Source organism: Maricaulis maris (genome assembly GCF_003634045.1).
Classification (GTDB): Bacteria; Pseudomonadota; Alphaproteobacteria; order Caulobacterales; family Maricaulaceae; genus Maricaulis; species Maricaulis maris.
Genome location: NZ_RBIM01000007.1, coordinates 56004 through 73436, shown reverse-complemented (window position 1 = coordinate 73436; position 17433 = coordinate 56004). Strand labels below are relative to the sequence as shown.

The following is a 17433-nucleotide window of genomic DNA, read 5'->3' as shown; positions in this document are numbered from 1 at the left end:
CATGGCCTCACAGAGGTATGCCCCAAGACCCGGCCAGGGGCCCGGCGCCGTCCACCGGCGTCGGGTTGGCCGGTGCGGGTCGGCCTCACAACACGAGGCCTCGCCGCACTGTCAGCCTCGCCCCCGGTCGGGGCAGAAGCGGGGCGCAATCGCGGTCAATTGGGGCGATTGCGGGGTCATGCGCGGGCGTCGCGCCGACCGCAAGTCCGGCCGGTCAGATCCGTTCAGACGCCGGCAGGCGATTGCCATAAGTGTCGAACCAGGGCTCGCACATGGCCGGTATATCGAGCACGCGGCGCCCTTCGCTGTCATACTCATCTTCGGACACCACCACTTGCCGACGGGCGCGTTCGATCGCGATTTCGCAGGTCTCGATCGTGGTCAGCCTTTCCAGTCGCTCCCCGGCCGCGAGAATCTCCCGTTTCGAGGCGATGAATTCCAGCCAGCCTTGCGCTGCGGCGCGGGAATACTCCCACTCCAGCGCGCGCCGGAAGGCGCGGGTGGCGCCGGTCAGGTCATCCTGCTCCATGCGGGCATTGCCGACATAGGTCCAGGTATCGCCGGGCCGGACGAGGCCGCCGCGATTGATCGCCTGGACGAACATCGCCTCGGCATCGGAAAACCGCGCCGCCCGGTAGAGTGCTTCGCCATAGGCCTCATAGTCGCGCCCGATACCGGACGTCGTGGCCACACGTTCCAGCACCGGCAGGGCACGCTCCCACTCGCGGGCATGACGCCAGAGATTGGCCAGAAGCTGCATATTGCGGACCGACGCCTCGACACGGCCGGCATTGAGCTCGCGCTCCAGCATCACCGCACCGCCATAGGGATAGTCGTAATAGGAATAATACTGCGCCAGCCGCACGAGCTCCTCGCTCGAGGTCAGCATGCCGCCCAGATACATGATGCGATTGACCTCGAAGGCATCGCTCTCGCGGCCGGTCTGGGCCAGCAAGGAGGCATAGCTGGTCCAATTGGCTTTCTCGGCCGGCCAGCGGGCCACCATCTCCTCCATCAGTGATAACTGCTCGGTCACGAGCCCGAGCTGTTGGAAATAGTAGAGCAGGACCGAGAAATGCTGCCGCCCGTCCGCGCCTTCAGCTTCGGCCAGGCGATAATAGTTGCGGGCATGCGGCAGACCGCCATCATGATCCTCGTCCTGGGCATAGGCCTGGGCCAACCGCATGGCGAGGTCGGCATTCAGGGTGACACCACGCGCCAACGCCGCCTCGATCTGGTTGATCCCGGCCCGGTATTGGCCATCGACCATCAGCAGCTGGCCGGTATTGATGCGCAGGGCATTGACCTCCTCGTCAGGCAGCACAGCCAGCGAGATGACGGTGCGCCAATCACTGATCGCGCCGGACATGTCGTCCAGTTCGTAGCGGGCGCGGCCGCGCTGGCGCAGCAGGACGGCACGTTCATAGGCGCTCAGCGCCCGGCCATCGATCAGGGCTGTATAACCCGCCACGGCCTCACTCCAGGCTTCCTGCCCCTCGAGTTCGATCAGTTCGAGCAACCGGCTCCCCACGCCCGGCGACAACACGCCGGCCGGTCGGTCATCATCTTGCGCAAGTGCGGTCGGCAGGCCTGTCGTTGTGAGTGTGAGAACGAGAATGAGCGCCGCCACTGCAAGGCGGGGCCATCCGGCGTCAAACGCCGGGCGATCCGATCTGTCCATGTGCTTCTCCCCAAGTCATGACGCGAACTCCCCAGCCCGTCATTACCGTCATGTAATGAAAGCTTCGGCGGCCAAGACGGCGGGAATGTGGCTATTTGGGGTTGTTTTGAAGGCCCGAAGCGCGAAATGCGCGACCGGACCGTTCTTCGCACAATGAAAAACGCCCCGGCTGCAGCAGCCGGGGCGTCAATCATTTTTGGTTTTGGACGTCGGGATCAGCCAGCGTCGGCCTCCGAAGCTTCCGCTTCAGCCACTTCACTCAATTGCTCGCCATGGACGTTGTAGAGGTCGGAACAACGCTCCGGTACATCGACCACGATGCGACCATTCTCGTCGACATCACCCAGCAGGGTGGCGGTTTCGAGCAAATCGCTGATCGAGAAACGGCACTCGTCCTGACGGACCTGCTCGCGAATCCGCACGCGGTCGCGTGCCGCCCGCTGACGGTTGGTGATGAAGGTCGCCCAGCCATTGGCGGTGCGGCGGGAATACGGGTAGCGCGCACCTTCGCGGAAGGCCGCCAGTGCCGATTCCTCGCGGCCCAGCTCGGCCCGCACATTGCCCAGCAAGGTCCATGCGTCGCCCGGACGGTCGAGACCGCCGCGGTTGAGCGCTTCCGTGAAGGCATCTTCAGCTTCATCCAGCTGGCGGCGCTGCCACAGGGCTTCGGCCAACTTGAGGAAGTCATCCCCGTCACCGGTCAGCTGAGCCAGCTGGCGCAACACCGGAATGGCCCGCTCCCACTCGCGCGCCTGACGCCACATATTGGCCAAGAGGTTGAGATTGTTACGGGTCCGCTCGACAGCGCCGGAATTGAGCTCGCGCTCAAGGATGACGGCACCGCGATAGGGGTATTCATAGAAGGAATAGTATTGGGCCAACGCCACGATCTCACGGCTCTCGGTGAGCATGCCGTTGATATACATGATCTTGTTGGCTTCGAACGCGTCCTGCTCGCGACCGGTCTGTGCCAGCAGCGACGCATAGGAGCGCCAATTGCTCTTTTCGGTCGGCCAGCGCTGCACCATCTCTTCAATGATGCGGAACTGATCCGGGACGCGCTCGAGCTGCTGATAGAAGAACAGCATCAGCGAATAGTCACCGCGTACCCGCTCGGACGCCGGTTGGGCGTTCCAGAAACGCTCGGCCCACACCACACCTTCGCGATAACGCTCGGCCTGGGCATAGGCTTGCGCCAGCATCCGCATCACGCGCGGATTGATGCCCTCATTGCCGAGCACGGCGACCGCAGCTTCGAGTGCCTGGATGCCCTGCGAATATTGACCCTCGGCAATGTAAAGCTGGCCGATATTGATGCGCAGGTCAGCGACTTCCTGGGGCAGCATGGCGCCGGTGGCGATGGCTGCTTCCCAGTCCTGGATGGCGCGTGAAACCTGTTCCAGCTCATAATATCCACGCCCCCGCATCTGCAGCGAAATCATCCGCTCATACGGGTTAATCCCGGAATTGCCCAAGGCCCGCGTCAGGGCTGTGATCGATTCCTGAAACTGGTCATTGGCCTGGAATTCCTGGGCTTCCAGCACAATCTGGCCGATCGCCGCCGAGAAAACCCGCTCAGCCTGGTTTTGCTCGGAGTCTTCCTCGTTATTATTCCGCCGGCGCTGGGCATCGGCGTCGGAGATCATGACCCCGGCCAGCGAAACGGCGAGGGCAAGGGTCGCGACAGAGCGCAACAGGCCCGATGTATCGAAACCGTTGAAACGGATCATCGATGGCTCCTTCATACCGACCCCAACTCCCCGGGTCGGCTTTCCAAAATCTCACGGGATGCGGACCGCCTTGGTCCTTGGTTCATCCCAGGTGGCCAGTGGGGCGCGGCAGGCCAAGGCCCGCCGCGCCCGGATCACTATTCGGCCAAGCGGAAGTCGAAGCGGGTCTCCACGCCACGGCGGGCGACAGGAACACCATTTTCAACTTTCGGATTGTACCGCCAACGCTCGACAGCCCGGGTCGATGCGCGCTCGAAGAAGGAGCTGTCGCAGCGATAGATGTCGATATTGGTCGGCGTTCCGTCCGGCGTCACATCGAAGCGAACCCAGCAGCTGCCCTCAATCCCGCGCTCCGCAGCGCGAAGCGGGTATTGCGGCTCGATCCGGACCAGCGGCTGTGCATCACGGTCGGAGACCGAGAAATTGACGCTGTCCGAGTTGAGCTGCGGGGCCTCGAAGTCCGGAATCGCACCCATGACGGTGGCGAGACCTTCCGACGGCTGTTCCGCACGCTGCCGCTCGATCTGCGGCGGCGGGGGTGGCGGATCGACCTGCTGGACATCCTCGATCGTGGTGTCGCGGCGGCGGGCTTCCACCTCGGCCACTTCATCATTGATCGAGAAGACGATGTCCTCGGCTTCCTGCTCCTGCTCGACGGCATCGGTCTTGATCAGGTCCTGCATCACATAGAACAGGAACACCGTGATGATCGCCGCAAGCGGGACGCCGATAACGAGACGAATGAAACTTCCCATTTTCTTTCCTCTCGCTACTGCAACGTCGAAATCTTCACATCGACTTCCATCTCCATGAGGAGCTCCTGGACGTCGAGGATCAGACCGATATTGGCACCTTCATCACCCTGGATCATGGCTTCACCCTTGGGATTTTCTTGCAGCAACTGCTCGATAACCCCGCGGAGCTCATTCATCTCATAGACCCGGCGATTGACCCACACCTCGTTGTCCGCAGTCACGGCAACGAGCATGGAGGGGTTCTCGCGCCCTTCGGTCACGGCGTCGGGGCGGACAGTGTCCACACCCGGCTCCTTGATGAAGACGGAGGTCACGATGAAGAAGATCAGGAGGATGAAAACAACGTCCAGCATGGGCGTCATGTTCAGCTCGACATCTTCCTCTTCGGTATTCACGCGGCTTGCACGTCTAGCCATGAAAACCTCCCCTATCCGTCGGTCTGACGCTGGATCGAAACCGGCACGCCATTGGCGCCCATTTCGTCCCAGATCTGAACGATGATGCCGTGATCAGCTTCGTCATAGACCTCGAGAAGCACTGCCGAGCTCGGCTCTTCCGCCCGGAAGCGGTTGACGGCTGACAGCACGCGATCGACATCGGTCCGAACCTGGTTGACGAAGATCTCATTGTCCCCGTCGACCTGGATCACGATCGGCGGTGCCGCATCCGGCGGCGGATCGTTCGGATTGTCCGCAGGCGGACGCATGTCGATGCCTTCTTCCGACAGGAAGGTGGCGGTGACGATGAAGAAGATGAGCAGGATGAACACGATGTCGAGCATCGGCGTCATGTTCACTTCGGCCTGGTCATCCTGATGCTTTTGACGGCGTCTCATGTCACAGCCCCCTCACCAATCTCGAGCTCGTCCGCCAGCTTCGACACGCGACGCTTGGCAAGGAGTTCGATCTGGTTGGCGAAGATGAGCCCCGAAAGGGACGCCACCATGCCAGCCATGGTCGGGATCGTGGCCCGCGAAACACCGGCCGACATGGCCTGGGCGTCCGAAGAACCCGAAATCGACATGACGTCGAAAACCGAGACCATGCCGGTCACTGTTCCCAACAGTCCGAAGAGCGGAGCGACAGCGACGAGGGTTTTCACCAGCTCGACATTCTGATCGCAACGCGATTTGACCTCCGAGATGAGTTGGTCGCGGATGGCGTGGGCATACCAGCTTTGCCGGTCTGCCCGCGCATTCCACTCCCTCTTTGCCGATTTCGCAAAGCCCTCATGGGCCATGTAGAAATAGGCAAAGCGCTCGAGGATAAAGGCCCACATCACAAATGTTGTTGCCATGATGACAACCAGGACGGGGCCCCCGCGCTCGAGGAACTCCTGAAGGCCGGTTTGTACGGCCTGGAAATCCATAACGCTTCCTCCGGTTAGCCTTGTGCGCGTTCTTCAGCGTGACGGGCAATCATGCCAGCCGCCTGCTCTTCGAGCACTTGCTGAACGCCGCGCGCAAAGCTTTGCGCGAAGCTGTGGATGAACAGAAGCGGGATCGCCGCGATGAGACCCAGAACCGTGGTCATCAGGGCTTCGGAGATACCACCAGCCATGATGCGCGGGTCACCCGTACCGAACAGGGTGATTTGGGTGAAGGTCTTGATCATACCGGTGACGGTACCCAGAAGACCCAGCAGCGGTGCGATACCGGCAGCCAGCTTCAGGAAGTTGAGACCGAATTCGAGCTTCGGCGTCTCCTGCAGGATGGCTTCGTCGAGCTTGAGTTCCATCGTCTCGACGTCTTTGTCCTTGGCACCTTCATAGGCCAGCATGACACGGCCCAGCGGGTTGCCCTTGGAACCGGAAGACTTGCGCTTCTGGCCGGAGACCGCTGCCTGCGTCAGCAGCAGGGTGATCATGCGGAAGATACCGAACAGGGCGGAGATGACGAGCAGGCCGATGATGACCAGGCCGACATTACCCGACTGTTGGATGCGCTCATTGATGTCCGGAACATTCTTGTAGATGTCCAGCAGGGCGCCGCGCGACGGGTCGACGACACCTTCGACGATCTCGTTCGGATCCGCATTGAACAGGGCCGACGCCGCGCTGATGAAGTTTGCCGGCGGCTGGGCCGGCATGTCCGTCAGCGAGTAGGCACCGGTATTCTCGTTCTGACCCCAGAGGGCGAAGCGCTGATTGTTGTTGTAGTTGGTGAAGGCCAGGAAGGGACCGACACGGGTGATCGGAACCGCCGCACCTTCGCCAAGACCGGTGACACGACCATTGAAGGTGACGACCTGCTGTTGCTGGATCATTTCTTCAATGACGCGACGCGGAATGAAATCGAGTTCCGCACGGGTCGGCAGGGTCCGGCTGTTGGACAGGGTTTCCAGCGCATCGGCGCGGCCCGGGAACTGGGCCGAGATGACGGACTGGTTCAGGATCGCAGCGAATTCGCCGGCGGCCTGACGGGCCGCACCGAACATTTCACCGAAAGCACCCTGGCGCTGGCGAAGCTCGGCGTCGAGTTCGTCGATACGCACCTGGTTGGCTTCGAAGTCGGCCGACAACTGGGTCGCCTGACGCTCGAGAGCAGCCAGTTCACTGCGAGCCGTGTTGAGCTGGGCCTGCTGGGTGTTGGTGGAGGACTGGAACTCACGCAGGCGAGCGGCATTTTCAGCGCTCGCTTCACGGGCGTCGGAACGCACGCGGTTGAGGAGTTCATTGAGGGAACCGGCCGGCTGGGTCTGGGCCACAGCACCGGCGGTAAGAGCCACGCCAAGCGAAACGGCAGCGGCGAGCATCTTCATGGTGGTCTTCATTTTAACTCTCCGTTCCAAGCCGTTACTGGGCGACCGTCGGGCCAGGCAGCGGCGCGAGGAAGATCGACGGCGTCGTCACTTCCTGGGCGATGCGAATGGCGCGGGTCACGTTGGCAAGATAGCTGCCCGGAAGGGCTTCCCAGTCAGACGAGTCGTTGTGCAGCATCGTCAGGCTGTTGTCGGGATAGCGGCGGATCATCGCGACGCGACCGATCTGCAAAACCGTCACCTGGACCGGAACACCGTCTTCGAGGACTTCCTCTTCATAGGTGTTCACACCGCGACCGTAGGAGGCTTCGATGTCGTAGGCATTCAGGATCAGGCGATAGCGCTCGGCCGGCGTGATGTTCGGATCGTCAATATACTCGTAGAGACGTTCGATGCGGGCCAGACGGCCGGCTTCGCCTTCAAGACGGAAGGGAAGGTCAAGCGTGACGAACTCCTCCAGAAGCACGACCATTTCGCGCATCATCGGCGCGAGGTCGCGCTCGATATTGTCCACGCGACCGATCTGCTGCTCGAGCGAGGCGATTTCATTCTCCTGCGAGCGGAGGAAGACCTGCTGCTGCTCGACGAACAGACGCTGCGACTCGATCTGCTCGAGCAGCGCACGATATTCCAGTTCGATGTCGGTCCGCTGGTCGTCCAGCTGCTCGATACGCGACTGGGTCTGAGCCCCGTTCGCCGTATCGCCACGCGCGACTTCGAGCGTTTGGTTCAGCTGCGCAACGGCGGCCCCCCCAAAGGCGCCCGCCGCCACTGTCGCCATAAGCGACGCGCGAACCAAATTCTTCAAGTTCACCATTTCTCGCCTCACAATGGTCAATGCGGGTTCGTCCCGGAAGACTCCCCGCCCCAATTAAACTTCGATGCTGAGTCAGCTAACCAGCTGACTTGGCCCCTACCCTCGGTTCAAGCGGCCTGGCCAAGCCACTGAAACAGCGGCTTAGCCTCCCAAGTCTGCATGAGTGGTTACCGCAACTGCAGGCCACCCGGTCCGTGACGGTTTCCCCGCCATCTCGTCGGCGCAGGCGCGCCGCTTGAAAATCCGTTGAACGCTAACACCAGCGTTACACTACGATCAATACATCTTTGTGGCTGCAATGCGGCCCGAACTGCGCACAATAAGGCAAGATTCGCCTATCAGGATCACCTGCGTGTGACAGTTCGCCCAAAGATAGCACAGATGGCGCCATCCGGTTGCATCGCCGGACCCCATGGCTGACAATTGTCGCGCAGCAAAAACACATACTCACATTTCGGTGATAGCGGCGTCAGAACACCCCTTAGGTGATTTTCGCGCCCATTTCGACATTCCCGGTCCGAAAATACCTGCCGCATGCAACGGGTCGGTTGGAATCCGGCATCCGGTGCGGTGCGGGCGCTGAATACGCGACGAATTGGGACCCTGCGCATAGTGACCAGGCTCGCAGCCCGGATCTTGCCGGCACCATCCATCGGTCAACAGGGTGAGCCGATCGCGGCTGCCCGACATCAAGGCTCGCGCGCAGCCACCCGACTTGCGGTGATGACCGTCGCCCGAATTCCTGATTCAGGACAAATGGATTTGGAAGAGATGGCTGGGGCGCCAGGATTCGAACCTGGGAATGCCGATACCAAAAACCGGTGCCTTACCACTTGGCGACGCCCCAACCGGAGCCGTCTAAGACGGCGAGCGGCGTAAATACATAACCCCTGAGAGGGATGCAACGGCCCTGTGCGGTTCATCTCAGTTCAACCCGCAAATTTTGCAGTTCCCGACCGCCGGCCAGGCCGCCCCCGCCTGCCCGGACAGGCTGTAAAACCAGCCCTTGTGCAGATCACTGTGCAAGCCTGTCTTTGCCGCGTTGCACGGGGCAGAAGAGTTGGCTATAAGCCGCGCCTCGGTTCGGAGTATAGCTCAGCCTGGTAGAGCACCGTCTTCGGGAGGCGGGGGTCGCAAGTTCGAATCTTGCTACTCCGACCATTCATTTCCCGCCTCGTTTCAGACCCTTTGCCCCTTGAGGGTGTCCGCCCGCAGGCGCACTGCGTCTGCCTGCCGGACGTTGCGGGATCGCGCGACGTCCTGTCCCTCGACCCAATCGCATTGAACGCCTACATAATGGCCCGGACAGGACCGCTTCTTGCAGGACCTGCAGCTCATCATGAAAGCGCGGGGCGAAAGGGCTCTTATGAAACAGTTCTGGATTACATTCTTCGGCTCGATTGTCGGTGTGGTCGTCGGATCACTTCTGACCGTCGTACTCGGCGTCTTTCTCATCGGCGCCATGATCGGGGCCATGATGGAAGGGGCCCGGACCGAAACCGCCCTGCCCCAGACCGCCATGGTGCTGGAACTCGACCTGCGTGACGGTCGCCTCGACAGCCCGTCGCGCACGCCCTTCGGCTTTGCCGAGCCACTGGCGGTGGTCGATGTGGTTCGCACCCTGGAACAGGCCGAGACCGACAACCGCGTCGCCGGCCTCTTTATCCGCGCCAATGAATTCGGCATGTCGCCGGGCGCGGCGGAAGAAATCCGCGACGCCATTGCGGATTTCCGCGCCGCCGGCAAGTTTGTCGTCACCCATGCGCAGGGTTTTGAGGGGACCAGCGTCACCGGCTATTTCGCCGTCTCCGGTTCGGACCAGATCTGGCTGCAGGACACCGCCAATTTCACCCCGGCCGGCCTGGCTTCGGAAGTGACTTTCCTGGGTGGCCTGTTCGAACATTTCGATGCGGTGCCGCAATTCGAGCAGTTCCACGAATACAAGAACGCCGCCAACACCTACACGCAATCGGATTTCACCGAAGCCCATCGCGAAGCAACCCTGTCCTATATGGGATCGATCTACGACACGGCGGTGCGCCGTATCGCGACCGATCGCAGCCTTGATGAGGCCGCCCTGCGCGACGTGTTCGAAACCGCGCCGCACACCGCTGAAGAGGCCGAGGCCCTTGGCCTGGTCGATCAGCTCGGTCATGTCATCGAGGCCCGTGAGGCGACGCTCGCCCGTGTCGGCGCAGGCGGCAGCTTTGTCGAAATCGGCCAGTATCACGCCCAGGCCGTGCCGGCCTGGAACAATGGCCCGGTCATTGCGCTGATCGAGGGCCAGGGCGCCATTGTCACCGGCACGCCGACCGCCAGCCCGTTTGGCGGCGAGGACATGATCGGTGGCGACGTCATGTCGGAAGCCATCCTTGATGCCGCCGATGATCCGTCGGTGCGTGCGATCGTGATCCGCGTCGATTCGCCCGGCGGGTCTGCCATTGCCTCGGACCAGGTCTGGCATGCAGTCACCCGCGCCCGGGAAGCCGGCAAGCCGGTCATTGTGTCCATGGCGTCCTACGCGGCATCCGGCGGCTATTATATCGCCGCTCCGGCCGACTATGTGCTGGCCCATGAAACGACACTGACCGGTTCGATCGGCGTGCTCGGCGGCAAGATCGTGCTCGACGGCACGTTCGGCCTGGTTGGCCTCAACGCCGAAACGGTCTCGGTCGGCGGCGAATACGCCACCGCCTTCGCCGCGTCGGAGGAATGGAGCGAAACACAGCGCGCCGCCTATCGTGCCCAGATGTCGGACATCTATGACGACTTCACCCAGCGCGTCGCCGATGGCCGCGACCTGCCGCTGGAACGCGTGCTGGAGATTGCCCGTGGCCGCGTCTGGACCGGCGCCCAGGCGCTGGACCTCGGTCTGGTCGACGAGATCGGCGGCCTGCGTGATGCCGTTGATGCGGCACGCGAGTTTGCCGGCATTGATCCGGACCAGGCGATTCGACTGCGCCGTTTCCCGGCGCAGAGAACGCCGGTCGAGGTGTTCCAGGAATTGTTCGGTGTCTCTGCCGACACGGCGCAGTCCGCAGCCCGCCTCAACGCGCTGATGGAACTGCCGGAAGTCCGCGCCGCGCTGGAAGCCCGCGAGGCCGCGACCCGGACCGGTGTGCAGATGCGCTCGGATGCGGCCCTGCCGCGCTGACCCGCACAGCGGATACAAATGAAAAGGGCCCGCTTCGGCGGGCCCTTTTTTTGCGTCCCCGTTTGCTCAGGACATCATGACGGCCACGATCAGCAGGCCGAGCAGGCCGAAACTGAGCAGGACCAGATAGGCAAAATCCAGGATGCCCACACGCAGGAGCGAGGTGAAACGCCCGTGTGAATAGACCGTCCGGTGCAGCCGGTAGAGATACCAGTTCGACCAACCCAGGCCGACGAAGACCGCGATCCAGCCCGGAATGATGTTCGCGGCGAGCGACAGGCCGGTGATCAGGAAGAACATGAAGGCGTGAAAGTGCAGCGACACGACAAGGTGGTCGTAGAAGAAATAGCCCTTCTTGTAGAAGTGCATGCCGGCCAGCATCAGCGCGTAGAGCGGCAGCATGAAGAACATCATGGTCGGCGCCCAGCGCTGCATCTCCGCCGCCAGGGTGGCGCCCTCGCTATCTATGATGCGGTCGGTCCGCTCTGCCAGTTCCCGGCGAACCGACAATGGCAAGTCTTCCAACCCGTTCGTGTCGACCATCATGCCATCGCCGATCGCAATGGGACCGTCCTCCGTCGCGACGACTTCGCCCGGTTCCAGCGGATATTCCTCCGGCAGGAGCGCGCGGCGGAAGGTCAGCTTGATATCATCCCGGCTGGCCTGCTCCTGCATGGCAAGAACCTCCGGCGGAACGTCCGGCGGGGTCTGGGCCTGCTCAAGGCCGGCTTCGACATTCCGTGTGACCGCCGCACGCTGTTCCTCAGACAGTCCCGTTGCGGCCAGCTGCGCATCCAGTTCGGACAGGCCGGTTTCCAGGTCAGCGACCTCATCGGGGTCAAGGGTTTCCGGTGCATCGCTTCCGCCGCCGATCCCGTCAAAGGCAAAGACAAGCAGGAAGAAGAGCACGCTGGCCGTCAGATAAAGACGGAAGGGCATGACATAGCGGGCGCGCACGCCGCTGAGATAATTCTGGGTGATCTTGCCGGGCTTGAACATGAGCGCCGGAAGCGTGCGCCACAAACGCCCCTCAAGACCGAAGAGGCCATCGAGGATATCGGTCAGCAATTCCCAGATCGGCCGGTGGTAGGTGTCGGCGGTCTGGCCACAGCTGTGGCAGACCGGACCGGACAGCTGGGTCGCGCAATTGGAGCAGACACCCGCTGGCGTCGGTGCCTCGAAGGCGGAATAGCGCTCACGCTTCTTGCGCCTGGAAGCCTGGATCGCGTCGCCAAGCTCACCGGCGGCACTTCCTGCCACCACCGCTTCACTGATTGGGTCACTTCCGGTCATGAAAAAGCCCTGCCCCCTGGCGTTGCGCGAACACAAGCTAGGTCGGCAGGGCTGCTTCTGACAAGCGCAACGGGCCTATTCGGCTGCGCTGTCGCTTTCTTCCAGATCCGCAAAGCAGAGATAGCGTGTGCGGTGGATATTGGTGAGATTGTCTTCCCAGCCGGTAACCCGGGGGTTCACCAGGCTCTTGTTGACGTAAAAGACGAGCGGGATGATCGGCATGTCGTCGATCAGAATCTGCTCGGCCTCGGCCATCATCTCGCCGCGCAGTTCCAGATCAAGCTCGCGATTGGCCTCGGTGACCAGCGCGTCGAATTCCGGATTGTTGTAGCGGGCATAATTCATCGGCACTGAACGGTATTCGCCGAGGAAGAGGAAGTTGTAGGGATCGTTGTAGTCGGCGATCCAGCCGCCATCGGCAACCTGGAAATCGGAGGCACGCAGATTGTCGTAGTGGATCTGCGTGTCGTTGACGATCAGCTCCGGCTGGACCCAGTCAGCAATCGCCGACCAGTCATTCTGCACCACTGGCGCGATCCGCGGATTATCGCCGGTCGCACGGTAGGTGTATTCGAACTCGAACGGATTGTCGGGACCGTAGCCCGCGGCTTCCAGCAAGGCGCGCGCATTGGCGCGGCGCTGTTCGACCGGGATATCGGCCCATTCAGCCTCGACACCGCCGGGATAATTGGCAACGCCCGGCGGGATCATCGAATAAGCCGGTTGCTGGCCGGCCCGCAGGATCTCATTGGCGATGAAGTCCCGGTCGATCGCCATGCCCAGCGCGTTGCGGACATTGACGTCATCGAACTGCTCGATCGTGGTGTTGATCGAGAAATAGATCGTGCCCATGAAGGGATTGACCCGGACAAAGTCAGGGATTTCGCGGCGCAGGAATTCCATCTGCTGGCCCGGGAATTCCATGTTCAGGTCGAGTTCGCCATTGCGCACCCGCCGGCCAGCGGCCGAATTGTCCACAGTCGGGTAATAATACACGTCGTCAATGCAGACATTGGCATTGTCGTAGAAATTCGCGTTGCGGGTCAGGTGGACGTAATTATTGGTCCGCCAGTCCTCGAGCGTATAGGCACCGTTCGAGACCATGTTGGCCGGACGCACCCATTCATCACCATAGACCTCGACCACGTGCTGCGGCAGCGGGAAGGTGGTGTAGTGCGTCAAAAGCCCCTGCAGATAGGGCGCCGGATTGACCAGATGGACTTCCAGCGTGCGGTCATCGATGGCGCGCACACCGATACTCGACGGGTCAGCGGCACCTGTCGACGCCTCCTCGACCCCGACAATCGGGTACAGCAGCGAGACATATTGGGCACCGGTCGCCGGCGTCGCGATTCGCTGCCAGGCGAAGACGAAATCACCCGCCGTCACCGGTTCGCCGTCAGACCAGTAGGCCTCGCGCAGGGTGAAGGTCCAGGTCAGCCCGTCCTCGGAAACTTCCCAGCTCTCGGCCATGCCCGGGATCGGCGCACCGTCCGGATCGTCGGTGAACAGACCGAGGAACATGTCACCGATGATGTTGTTTTCCCAAGTGCCAGACGCCTTGTGCGGGTCGAGCGAAAGCGGCTCCGCATTGTTCCCCCGGTGCAGCACGACGTTTGACGAGTCGGGCCCGTTGCTACCGCCACAACTGGCCAGCGCCAGCGCCGAGGCGGTTATGAGGATGGTGTTGAAAAATTTTGTGCGGATCACGATTTCGGTCTCCCCTCCGAAGCGGCACGACAAGTCGGTTGCCGATGTTCTAACCGAACATCATCGGCCGGTCGACACTGGCCGACCGGTCGCGCATAGTCGAACAAGTTATCAGATTTACACGAGTGACCATGAACGCGCGATTACTGATTCTGTTGCCGGCCAGCCTGATCACCGCACCGGCCCTGGCCCAGGGTGGCGACTCGCCACTGGACCCGCTCTTCACCTGCCGGGACATCGCTGACGACGGTGCCCGATTGGCCTGTCTTGATGCGGCTGTGGACGCCCTCCGCTCGGAGACCGAGAGCGGTGAGGTCGTCGCCGTTGACCGCGAGCAGATCGAGGCTGCCGAGGAAGCGACTTACGGGCTCACCATCCCGCAATTCCGCCTGCCGGGCCTGTCACTGCCCGGTGGCGGCGAGGATGCCGAGCTCGCCGAACTCGAATCAGCAAGCGCCTCACCGCAACGTGTTATCGTGCGTGACACGAACGGTCAGATCGAGAGTATTGAGGGCTTGGCCGTGGCCGAGATTTCAGAGAACCGGTCTGGCGACACCATTGTCCGCCTCGCGAACGGCCAGGTTTGGCGTCAGACCGACGATACCTATGTCCAGTTGACGCGCAGCCGCGCCGACACGGACTACACCGCGACCATATCCAATGGCGCACTGGGTTCCCATTTCATGCGCTTGGATAATGGCGGTCGCCGTTTCCGGGTCGAACGTGTCGAGTAATCAATCGAGGGTCTCATGACAGTCTCACGCCACGCGGCGATTGCCGCGCTTTTCCTGACAACCGCCTTGCCGGCCAGCGCTCTGGCGCAGTCGGACGCCGATGCCGTCGACGGCATTCTGGCCTGCCGCGGCATCGACGAGACGGAAGCCCGCCTCGCCTGTTTCGACAGTGCGGCCGCCCGCCTCGCCGGTGACCGCGAAAGCGGTGAGTTGATGACGGTCACCCGCAGCGACGTCGCCGCCGTGGAAGGAGACAGTTTCGGCTTCTCCATGCCGTCCCTGCCGCGCCTGCGCATGCCGCGCCTGGCCATTGCCGCGGCCGATCAGCAACACGATGCGCTGGAGGGCGCCGCCACGGTGGACATGACCGACGCGGCCCCCGCTGCAACCTCCACCGCCAACGCCCCGGCCAGCCCGGCTGCGGCGGCGCCCGCGCCGGCGGCCCCCGCTGCCGCAGCGACGACCACCGCGGCAGCCGAAACCTCGGTCGCGATCGTGGAACGCACCGATGACGGCGATGTTTTCCGGGTCGAGATGATGATCGAACGCACCCGGACGGTCGGCTACAACACCACTGTTTTCCACATGACCAATGGTCAGGTCTGGCGCCAAACCGACACGGGCCGCGTTCGCATTCCGCGCGGCGACGGCCACACGGCGGAAATCCGCCGCGGCGCGATGTCCAGCTATCTGCTGCGGATCAATGGTGAAGGCCGGGCCATCCGCGTCGAGCGCGAACGCTAGATCGACGCCATTGCAATAAGAAACGAGAAAGGCCGCCAGGGTGATCTGGCGGCCTTTTTGGTTGTCATAAGGAGCGCGAGACGCCGCTAGCGGTCCTTCGGATCGATCGCGTCGCGCAGCCCGTCACCGATGAAGTTGAGACAGAACAGCGTCACCATCATCGTCACCGCCGGACCGATCAGGGTCCACGGCGCCGGCTCCATGTCCTGGGCGCCGGCCGAAATCAGGCGGCCGAGCGAGGTTAGGGGTTCCTGGACACCCAGGCCGAGGAAGCTCAAGAAGCTCTCCGCCAGGATGACGACCGGGATCATCAAGGTGACATAGACCACGACCGGGCCGAGCACGTTGGGAATGATGTGTCGCTGGATGATCTTGGGACGGGACACGCCGGCTGCGTGGGCCGCTTCGACGAATTCCATGCCCTTCAAGGCGATGGTCTGACCACGCACGATACGCGCCATGGTCAGCCACTCGACCGCGCCGATCGCAACGAAAATCAGCACGATATTTCGCCCGAAAGTCACCATCAGGATGATGACGAAGAAGATGAAGGGCAGCGAATAGAGAATATCCACAAAACGCATCATCACCTGGTCGACCTTGCCGCCGATGAAGCCGGCCGTCGCACCCCAGGTCACACCGATCAGCAGCGACACGAAGGTCGCCACGATGCCCACCATCAACGAGACACCCAGCCCCACCAGGATGCGGGCCACCATGTCGCGCCCCTGGGCGTCGGTGCCCAGGATGTGCCAGTTATCCATCGTCGGCGCGATCCAGACACGGTCGCGATAAATGGTGTCGTAATCGTGCACCCAGAGCAGCTGGCCGATCGTGGCCAGGAAGACCAGAATGGCGAGCACGATCATCGAGGTGACCGCGGCCTTGTTGCGCATCAGGCGAACCCGGGCATCATCCCAGAGCGAACGGCCCTGGACCGCCGCCTTCTCGATCAGCTCGGCCTTTTCCTTGGGAGTGTAAAGCGTCGTCATGACTCGTACTTCACCTTCGGATTGAGAACGCCATACAAGAGGTCAGCCAGCAGGTTGAGCAGGATGATCAGCGTCGCATAGACGATGACCACGCCCATCACGACGGTGTAGTCGCGCTGCAGGGCGGCATCGACGAAATGCTTGCCGATACCGGGCAGCTGGAAAACACGTTCGATCACCAGCGAACCGGAAATCACCGCAGCCGAGGCCGGTCCGAGATAGGAGACCAGCGGCAGGATGGCCGAGCGCAGCGCATGGCGGATGATCACTGCCGGTGCCGACAGACCCTTGGCCCGCGCTGTACGGATATAGTTGGAGCGCACCACCTCGATCATCGAGGCCCGCATCAGCCGCGCGATAATGGCGATCTGCGGCAGGGCCAGCGTGATCACCGGCAGGATCAGCCGGTCGGGCGTCATGCCATAACGTGGATCCAGCCCGCCGGTCGGCACGAGTCCCAGATAGAGACCAAAGACCAGCGCCAGAATCGGCCCCATCACAAAGGGCGGGATCGATATCCCGACCATGGCAAAGGTCATGACCGAGAAATCGGTGCCGGAATTCTGTCTCAGCGCGGCGATCGAACCGAGCAGCGTACCAAGTCCGATGGCCAGCAACATCGAGAACAGGCCAATGGTAGCCGAGACCGGAAAACCCTCCGCGATGATCTCCGCAACATCCTTGTCGCGCAATTTCAGCGACGGTCCGAGATCACCCTGGAACAGGTTCCCCATATAGTCGAAATACTGGAATATCAGCGGCTTATCGAGGCCATAGCTGGCCAGGATCACCTGACGCGTTTCTTCCGGCATCGGACGTTCAAGATCGAACGGCCCGCCCGGGGCGACACGCATCATGAAAAAGGCGACCGTGATGATCACCAATATGGTCGGGAAGGCGACACTGAAGCGCCTGAGTACAAATCCAAGCATGAAATCTTCGGCTCAGTCCAAGGTTCGCGCAGTTTCAATGCGGAACGTGTGATGTCAATGAAGGCTCTGTTGCTGTAATGCAGCATCCTGCACGACGAGTGGGGGCAAGGGGGCCGTCCGCGACAGCGTGTG

Annotated in this window: 15 protein-coding genes and 2 tRNA genes; 4 read left to right on the top strand and 13 right to left on the bottom strand. The window is 62.1% G+C overall.

From position 1 onward, the window contains the following. Nucleotides 1-214: 214 nt before the first annotated feature. The 9 genes from C7435_RS14290 to C7435_RS14250 all read right to left on the bottom strand — a co-directional run bounded on the left by C7435_RS14290 (nt 215) and on the right by C7435_RS14250 (nt 8589). Nucleotides 215-1681 (bottom strand): tetratricopeptide repeat protein, encoded by a 1467-nt coding sequence (locus tag C7435_RS14290; protein ID WP_121212212.1) that lies wholly within the window; start codon nt 1679-1681, stop codon nt 215-217. 215 nt (nt 1682-1896) lie between these two features. Next, complete coding sequence (locus C7435_RS14285) at nt 1897-3411, bottom strand: tetratricopeptide repeat protein (protein WP_075191160.1); 1515 nt, start codon at nt 3409-3411, stop codon at nt 1897-1899. 137 nt (nt 3412-3548) lie between these two features. Further along, a complete protein-coding gene (locus tag C7435_RS14280; protein WP_075191070.1) occupies nt 3549-4166 on the bottom strand; it encodes an energy transducer TonB in 618 nt (205 codons plus the stop codon). 14 nt (nt 4167-4180) lie between these two features. Next, complete coding sequence (locus C7435_RS14275) at nt 4181-4582, bottom strand: ExbD/TolR family protein (protein WP_075191071.1); 402 nt, start codon at nt 4580-4582, stop codon at nt 4181-4183. Nucleotides 4583-4593: 11 nt separating this feature from the next. Then, on the bottom strand, nt 4594-5001 hold the full coding sequence (locus C7435_RS14270; protein ID WP_075191072.1) for an ExbD/TolR family protein: 408 nt from the start codon (nt 4999-5001) through the stop codon (nt 4594-4596). Beyond that, on the bottom strand, nt 4998-5534 hold the full coding sequence (locus C7435_RS14265; protein WP_121212211.1) for a MotA/TolQ/ExbB proton channel family protein: 537 nt from the start codon (nt 5532-5534) through the stop codon (nt 4998-5000). The genes C7435_RS14270 and C7435_RS14265 overlap by 4 nt, the downstream gene beginning before the upstream one ends. Nucleotides 5535-5548: 14 nt before the next feature. Continuing rightward, a complete protein-coding gene (locus tag C7435_RS14260; RefSeq protein WP_075191074.1) occupies nt 5549-6937 on the bottom strand; it encodes a MotA/TolQ/ExbB proton channel family protein in 1389 nt (462 codons plus the stop codon). A 22-nt stretch (nt 6938-6959) separates the two neighbouring features. Further along, a complete protein-coding gene (locus C7435_RS14255) occupies nt 6960-7742 on the bottom strand; it encodes a DUF3450 domain-containing protein (protein WP_083635208.1) in 783 nt (260 codons plus the stop codon). Between the two features lie 772 nt (nt 7743-8514). After that, nucleotides 8515-8589: transfer RNA gene (locus C7435_RS14250), tRNA-Gln, on the bottom strand. Between the two features lie 237 nt (nt 8590-8826). On the opposite strand from C7435_RS14250, the gene C7435_RS14245 reads away from it, so the two are divergent. Together C7435_RS14245 and sppA are read left to right on the top strand one after the other, a co-directional pair. Next, a tRNA-Pro gene (locus C7435_RS14245) sits at nt 8827-8903 on the top strand. A gap of 205 nt (nt 8904-9108) precedes the next feature. Further along, on the top strand, nt 9109-10896 hold the full coding sequence (sppA, locus tag C7435_RS14240; protein WP_075191075.1) for a signal peptide peptidase SppA: 1788 nt from the start codon (nt 9109-9111) through the stop codon (nt 10894-10896). Between the two features lie 66 nt (nt 10897-10962). Here the strand turns inward: sppA and C7435_RS14235 are convergent, their stop codons facing one another. Both C7435_RS14235 and C7435_RS14230 read right to left on the bottom strand, forming a co-directional pair. After that, a complete protein-coding gene (locus C7435_RS14235; protein ID WP_075191076.1) occupies nt 10963-12189 on the bottom strand; it encodes a DUF3667 domain-containing protein in 1227 nt (408 codons plus the stop codon). Between the two features lie 75 nt (nt 12190-12264). Beyond that, nucleotides 12265-13899, bottom strand: a complete 1635-nt coding sequence (locus tag C7435_RS14230) for a peptide ABC transporter substrate-binding protein (RefSeq protein WP_075191077.1) — start codon at nt 13897-13899, stop codon at nt 12265-12267. Between the two features lie 131 nt (nt 13900-14030). Here C7435_RS14230 and C7435_RS14225 point away from each other — a divergent pair, with 131 nt between their 5' ends. Both C7435_RS14225 and C7435_RS14220 read left to right on the top strand, forming a co-directional pair. Continuing rightward, entirely contained in the window at nt 14031-14633 is a 603-nt protein-coding gene (locus tag C7435_RS14225) for a hypothetical protein (protein ID WP_121212210.1), read from the top strand. Between the two features lie 15 nt (nt 14634-14648). Beyond that, nucleotides 14649-15377, top strand: coding sequence for a hypothetical protein (locus tag C7435_RS14220; RefSeq protein ID WP_075191079.1), 729 nt, complete (start codon nt 14649-14651; stop codon nt 15375-15377). A gap of 86 nt (nt 15378-15463) precedes the next feature. Here the strand turns inward: C7435_RS14220 and C7435_RS14215 are convergent, their stop codons facing one another. Together C7435_RS14215 and C7435_RS14210 are read right to left on the bottom strand one after the other, a co-directional pair. Continuing rightward, nucleotides 15464-16369, bottom strand: coding sequence for an ABC transporter permease subunit (locus C7435_RS14215; protein WP_121212209.1), 906 nt, complete (start codon nt 16367-16369; stop codon nt 15464-15466). After that, complete coding sequence (locus tag C7435_RS14210; RefSeq protein WP_121212208.1) at nt 16366-17301, bottom strand: ABC transporter permease; 936 nt, start codon at nt 17299-17301, stop codon at nt 16366-16368. Before C7435_RS14210 ends, C7435_RS14215 begins: the two co-directional genes overlap by 4 nt. Between the last annotated feature and the right edge of the window lie 132 nt (nt 17302-17433).

Excerpts from the sequence above, each read along its gene's own strand:
- C7435_RS14290 (WP_121212212.1), bottom strand. The coding sequence starts at position 1,681 with ATGGACAGATCGGATCGCCCGGCGTTTGACGCCGGATGGCCCCGCCTT.
- C7435_RS14285 (WP_075191160.1), bottom strand. The coding sequence starts at position 3,411 with ATGATCCGTTTCAACGGTTTCGATACATCGGGCCTGTTGCGCTCTGTC.
- C7435_RS14280 (WP_075191070.1), bottom strand. The coding sequence starts at position 4,166 with ATGGGAAGTTTCATTCGTCTCGTTATCGGCGTCCCGCTTGCGGCGATC.
- C7435_RS14275 (WP_075191071.1), bottom strand. The coding sequence starts at position 4,582 with ATGGCTAGACGTGCAAGCCGCGTGAATACCGAAGAGGAAGATGTCGAG.
- C7435_RS14270 (WP_075191072.1), bottom strand. The coding sequence starts at position 5,001 with ATGAGACGCCGTCAAAAGCATCAGGATGACCAGGCCGAAGTGAACATG.
- C7435_RS14265 (WP_121212211.1), bottom strand. The coding sequence starts at position 5,534 with ATGGATTTCCAGGCCGTACAAACCGGCCTTCAGGAGTTCCTCGAGCGC.
- C7435_RS14260 (WP_075191074.1), bottom strand. The coding sequence starts at position 6,937 with ATGAAGACCACCATGAAGATGCTCGCCGCTGCCGTTTCGCTTGGCGTG.
- C7435_RS14255 (WP_083635208.1), bottom strand. The coding sequence starts at position 7,742 with ATGGTGAACTTGAAGAATTTGGTTCGCGCGTCGCTTATGGCGACAGTG.
- sppA (WP_075191075.1), top strand. The coding sequence starts at position 9,109 with ATGAAACAGTTCTGGATTACATTCTTCGGCTCGATTGTCGGTGTGGTC.
- C7435_RS14235 (WP_075191076.1), bottom strand. The coding sequence starts at position 12,189 with ATGACCGGAAGTGACCCAATCAGTGAAGCGGTGGTGGCAGGAAGTGCC.
- C7435_RS14225 (WP_121212210.1), top strand. The coding sequence starts at position 14,031 with ATGAACGCGCGATTACTGATTCTGTTGCCGGCCAGCCTGATCACCGCA.
- C7435_RS14220 (WP_075191079.1), top strand. The coding sequence starts at position 14,649 with ATGACAGTCTCACGCCACGCGGCGATTGCCGCGCTTTTCCTGACAACC.
- C7435_RS14215 (WP_121212209.1), bottom strand. The coding sequence starts at position 16,369 with ATGACGACGCTTTACACTCCCAAGGAAAAGGCCGAGCTGATCGAGAAG.
- C7435_RS14210 (WP_121212208.1), bottom strand. The coding sequence starts at position 17,301 with ATGCTTGGATTTGTACTCAGGCGCTTCAGTGTCGCCTTCCCGACCATA.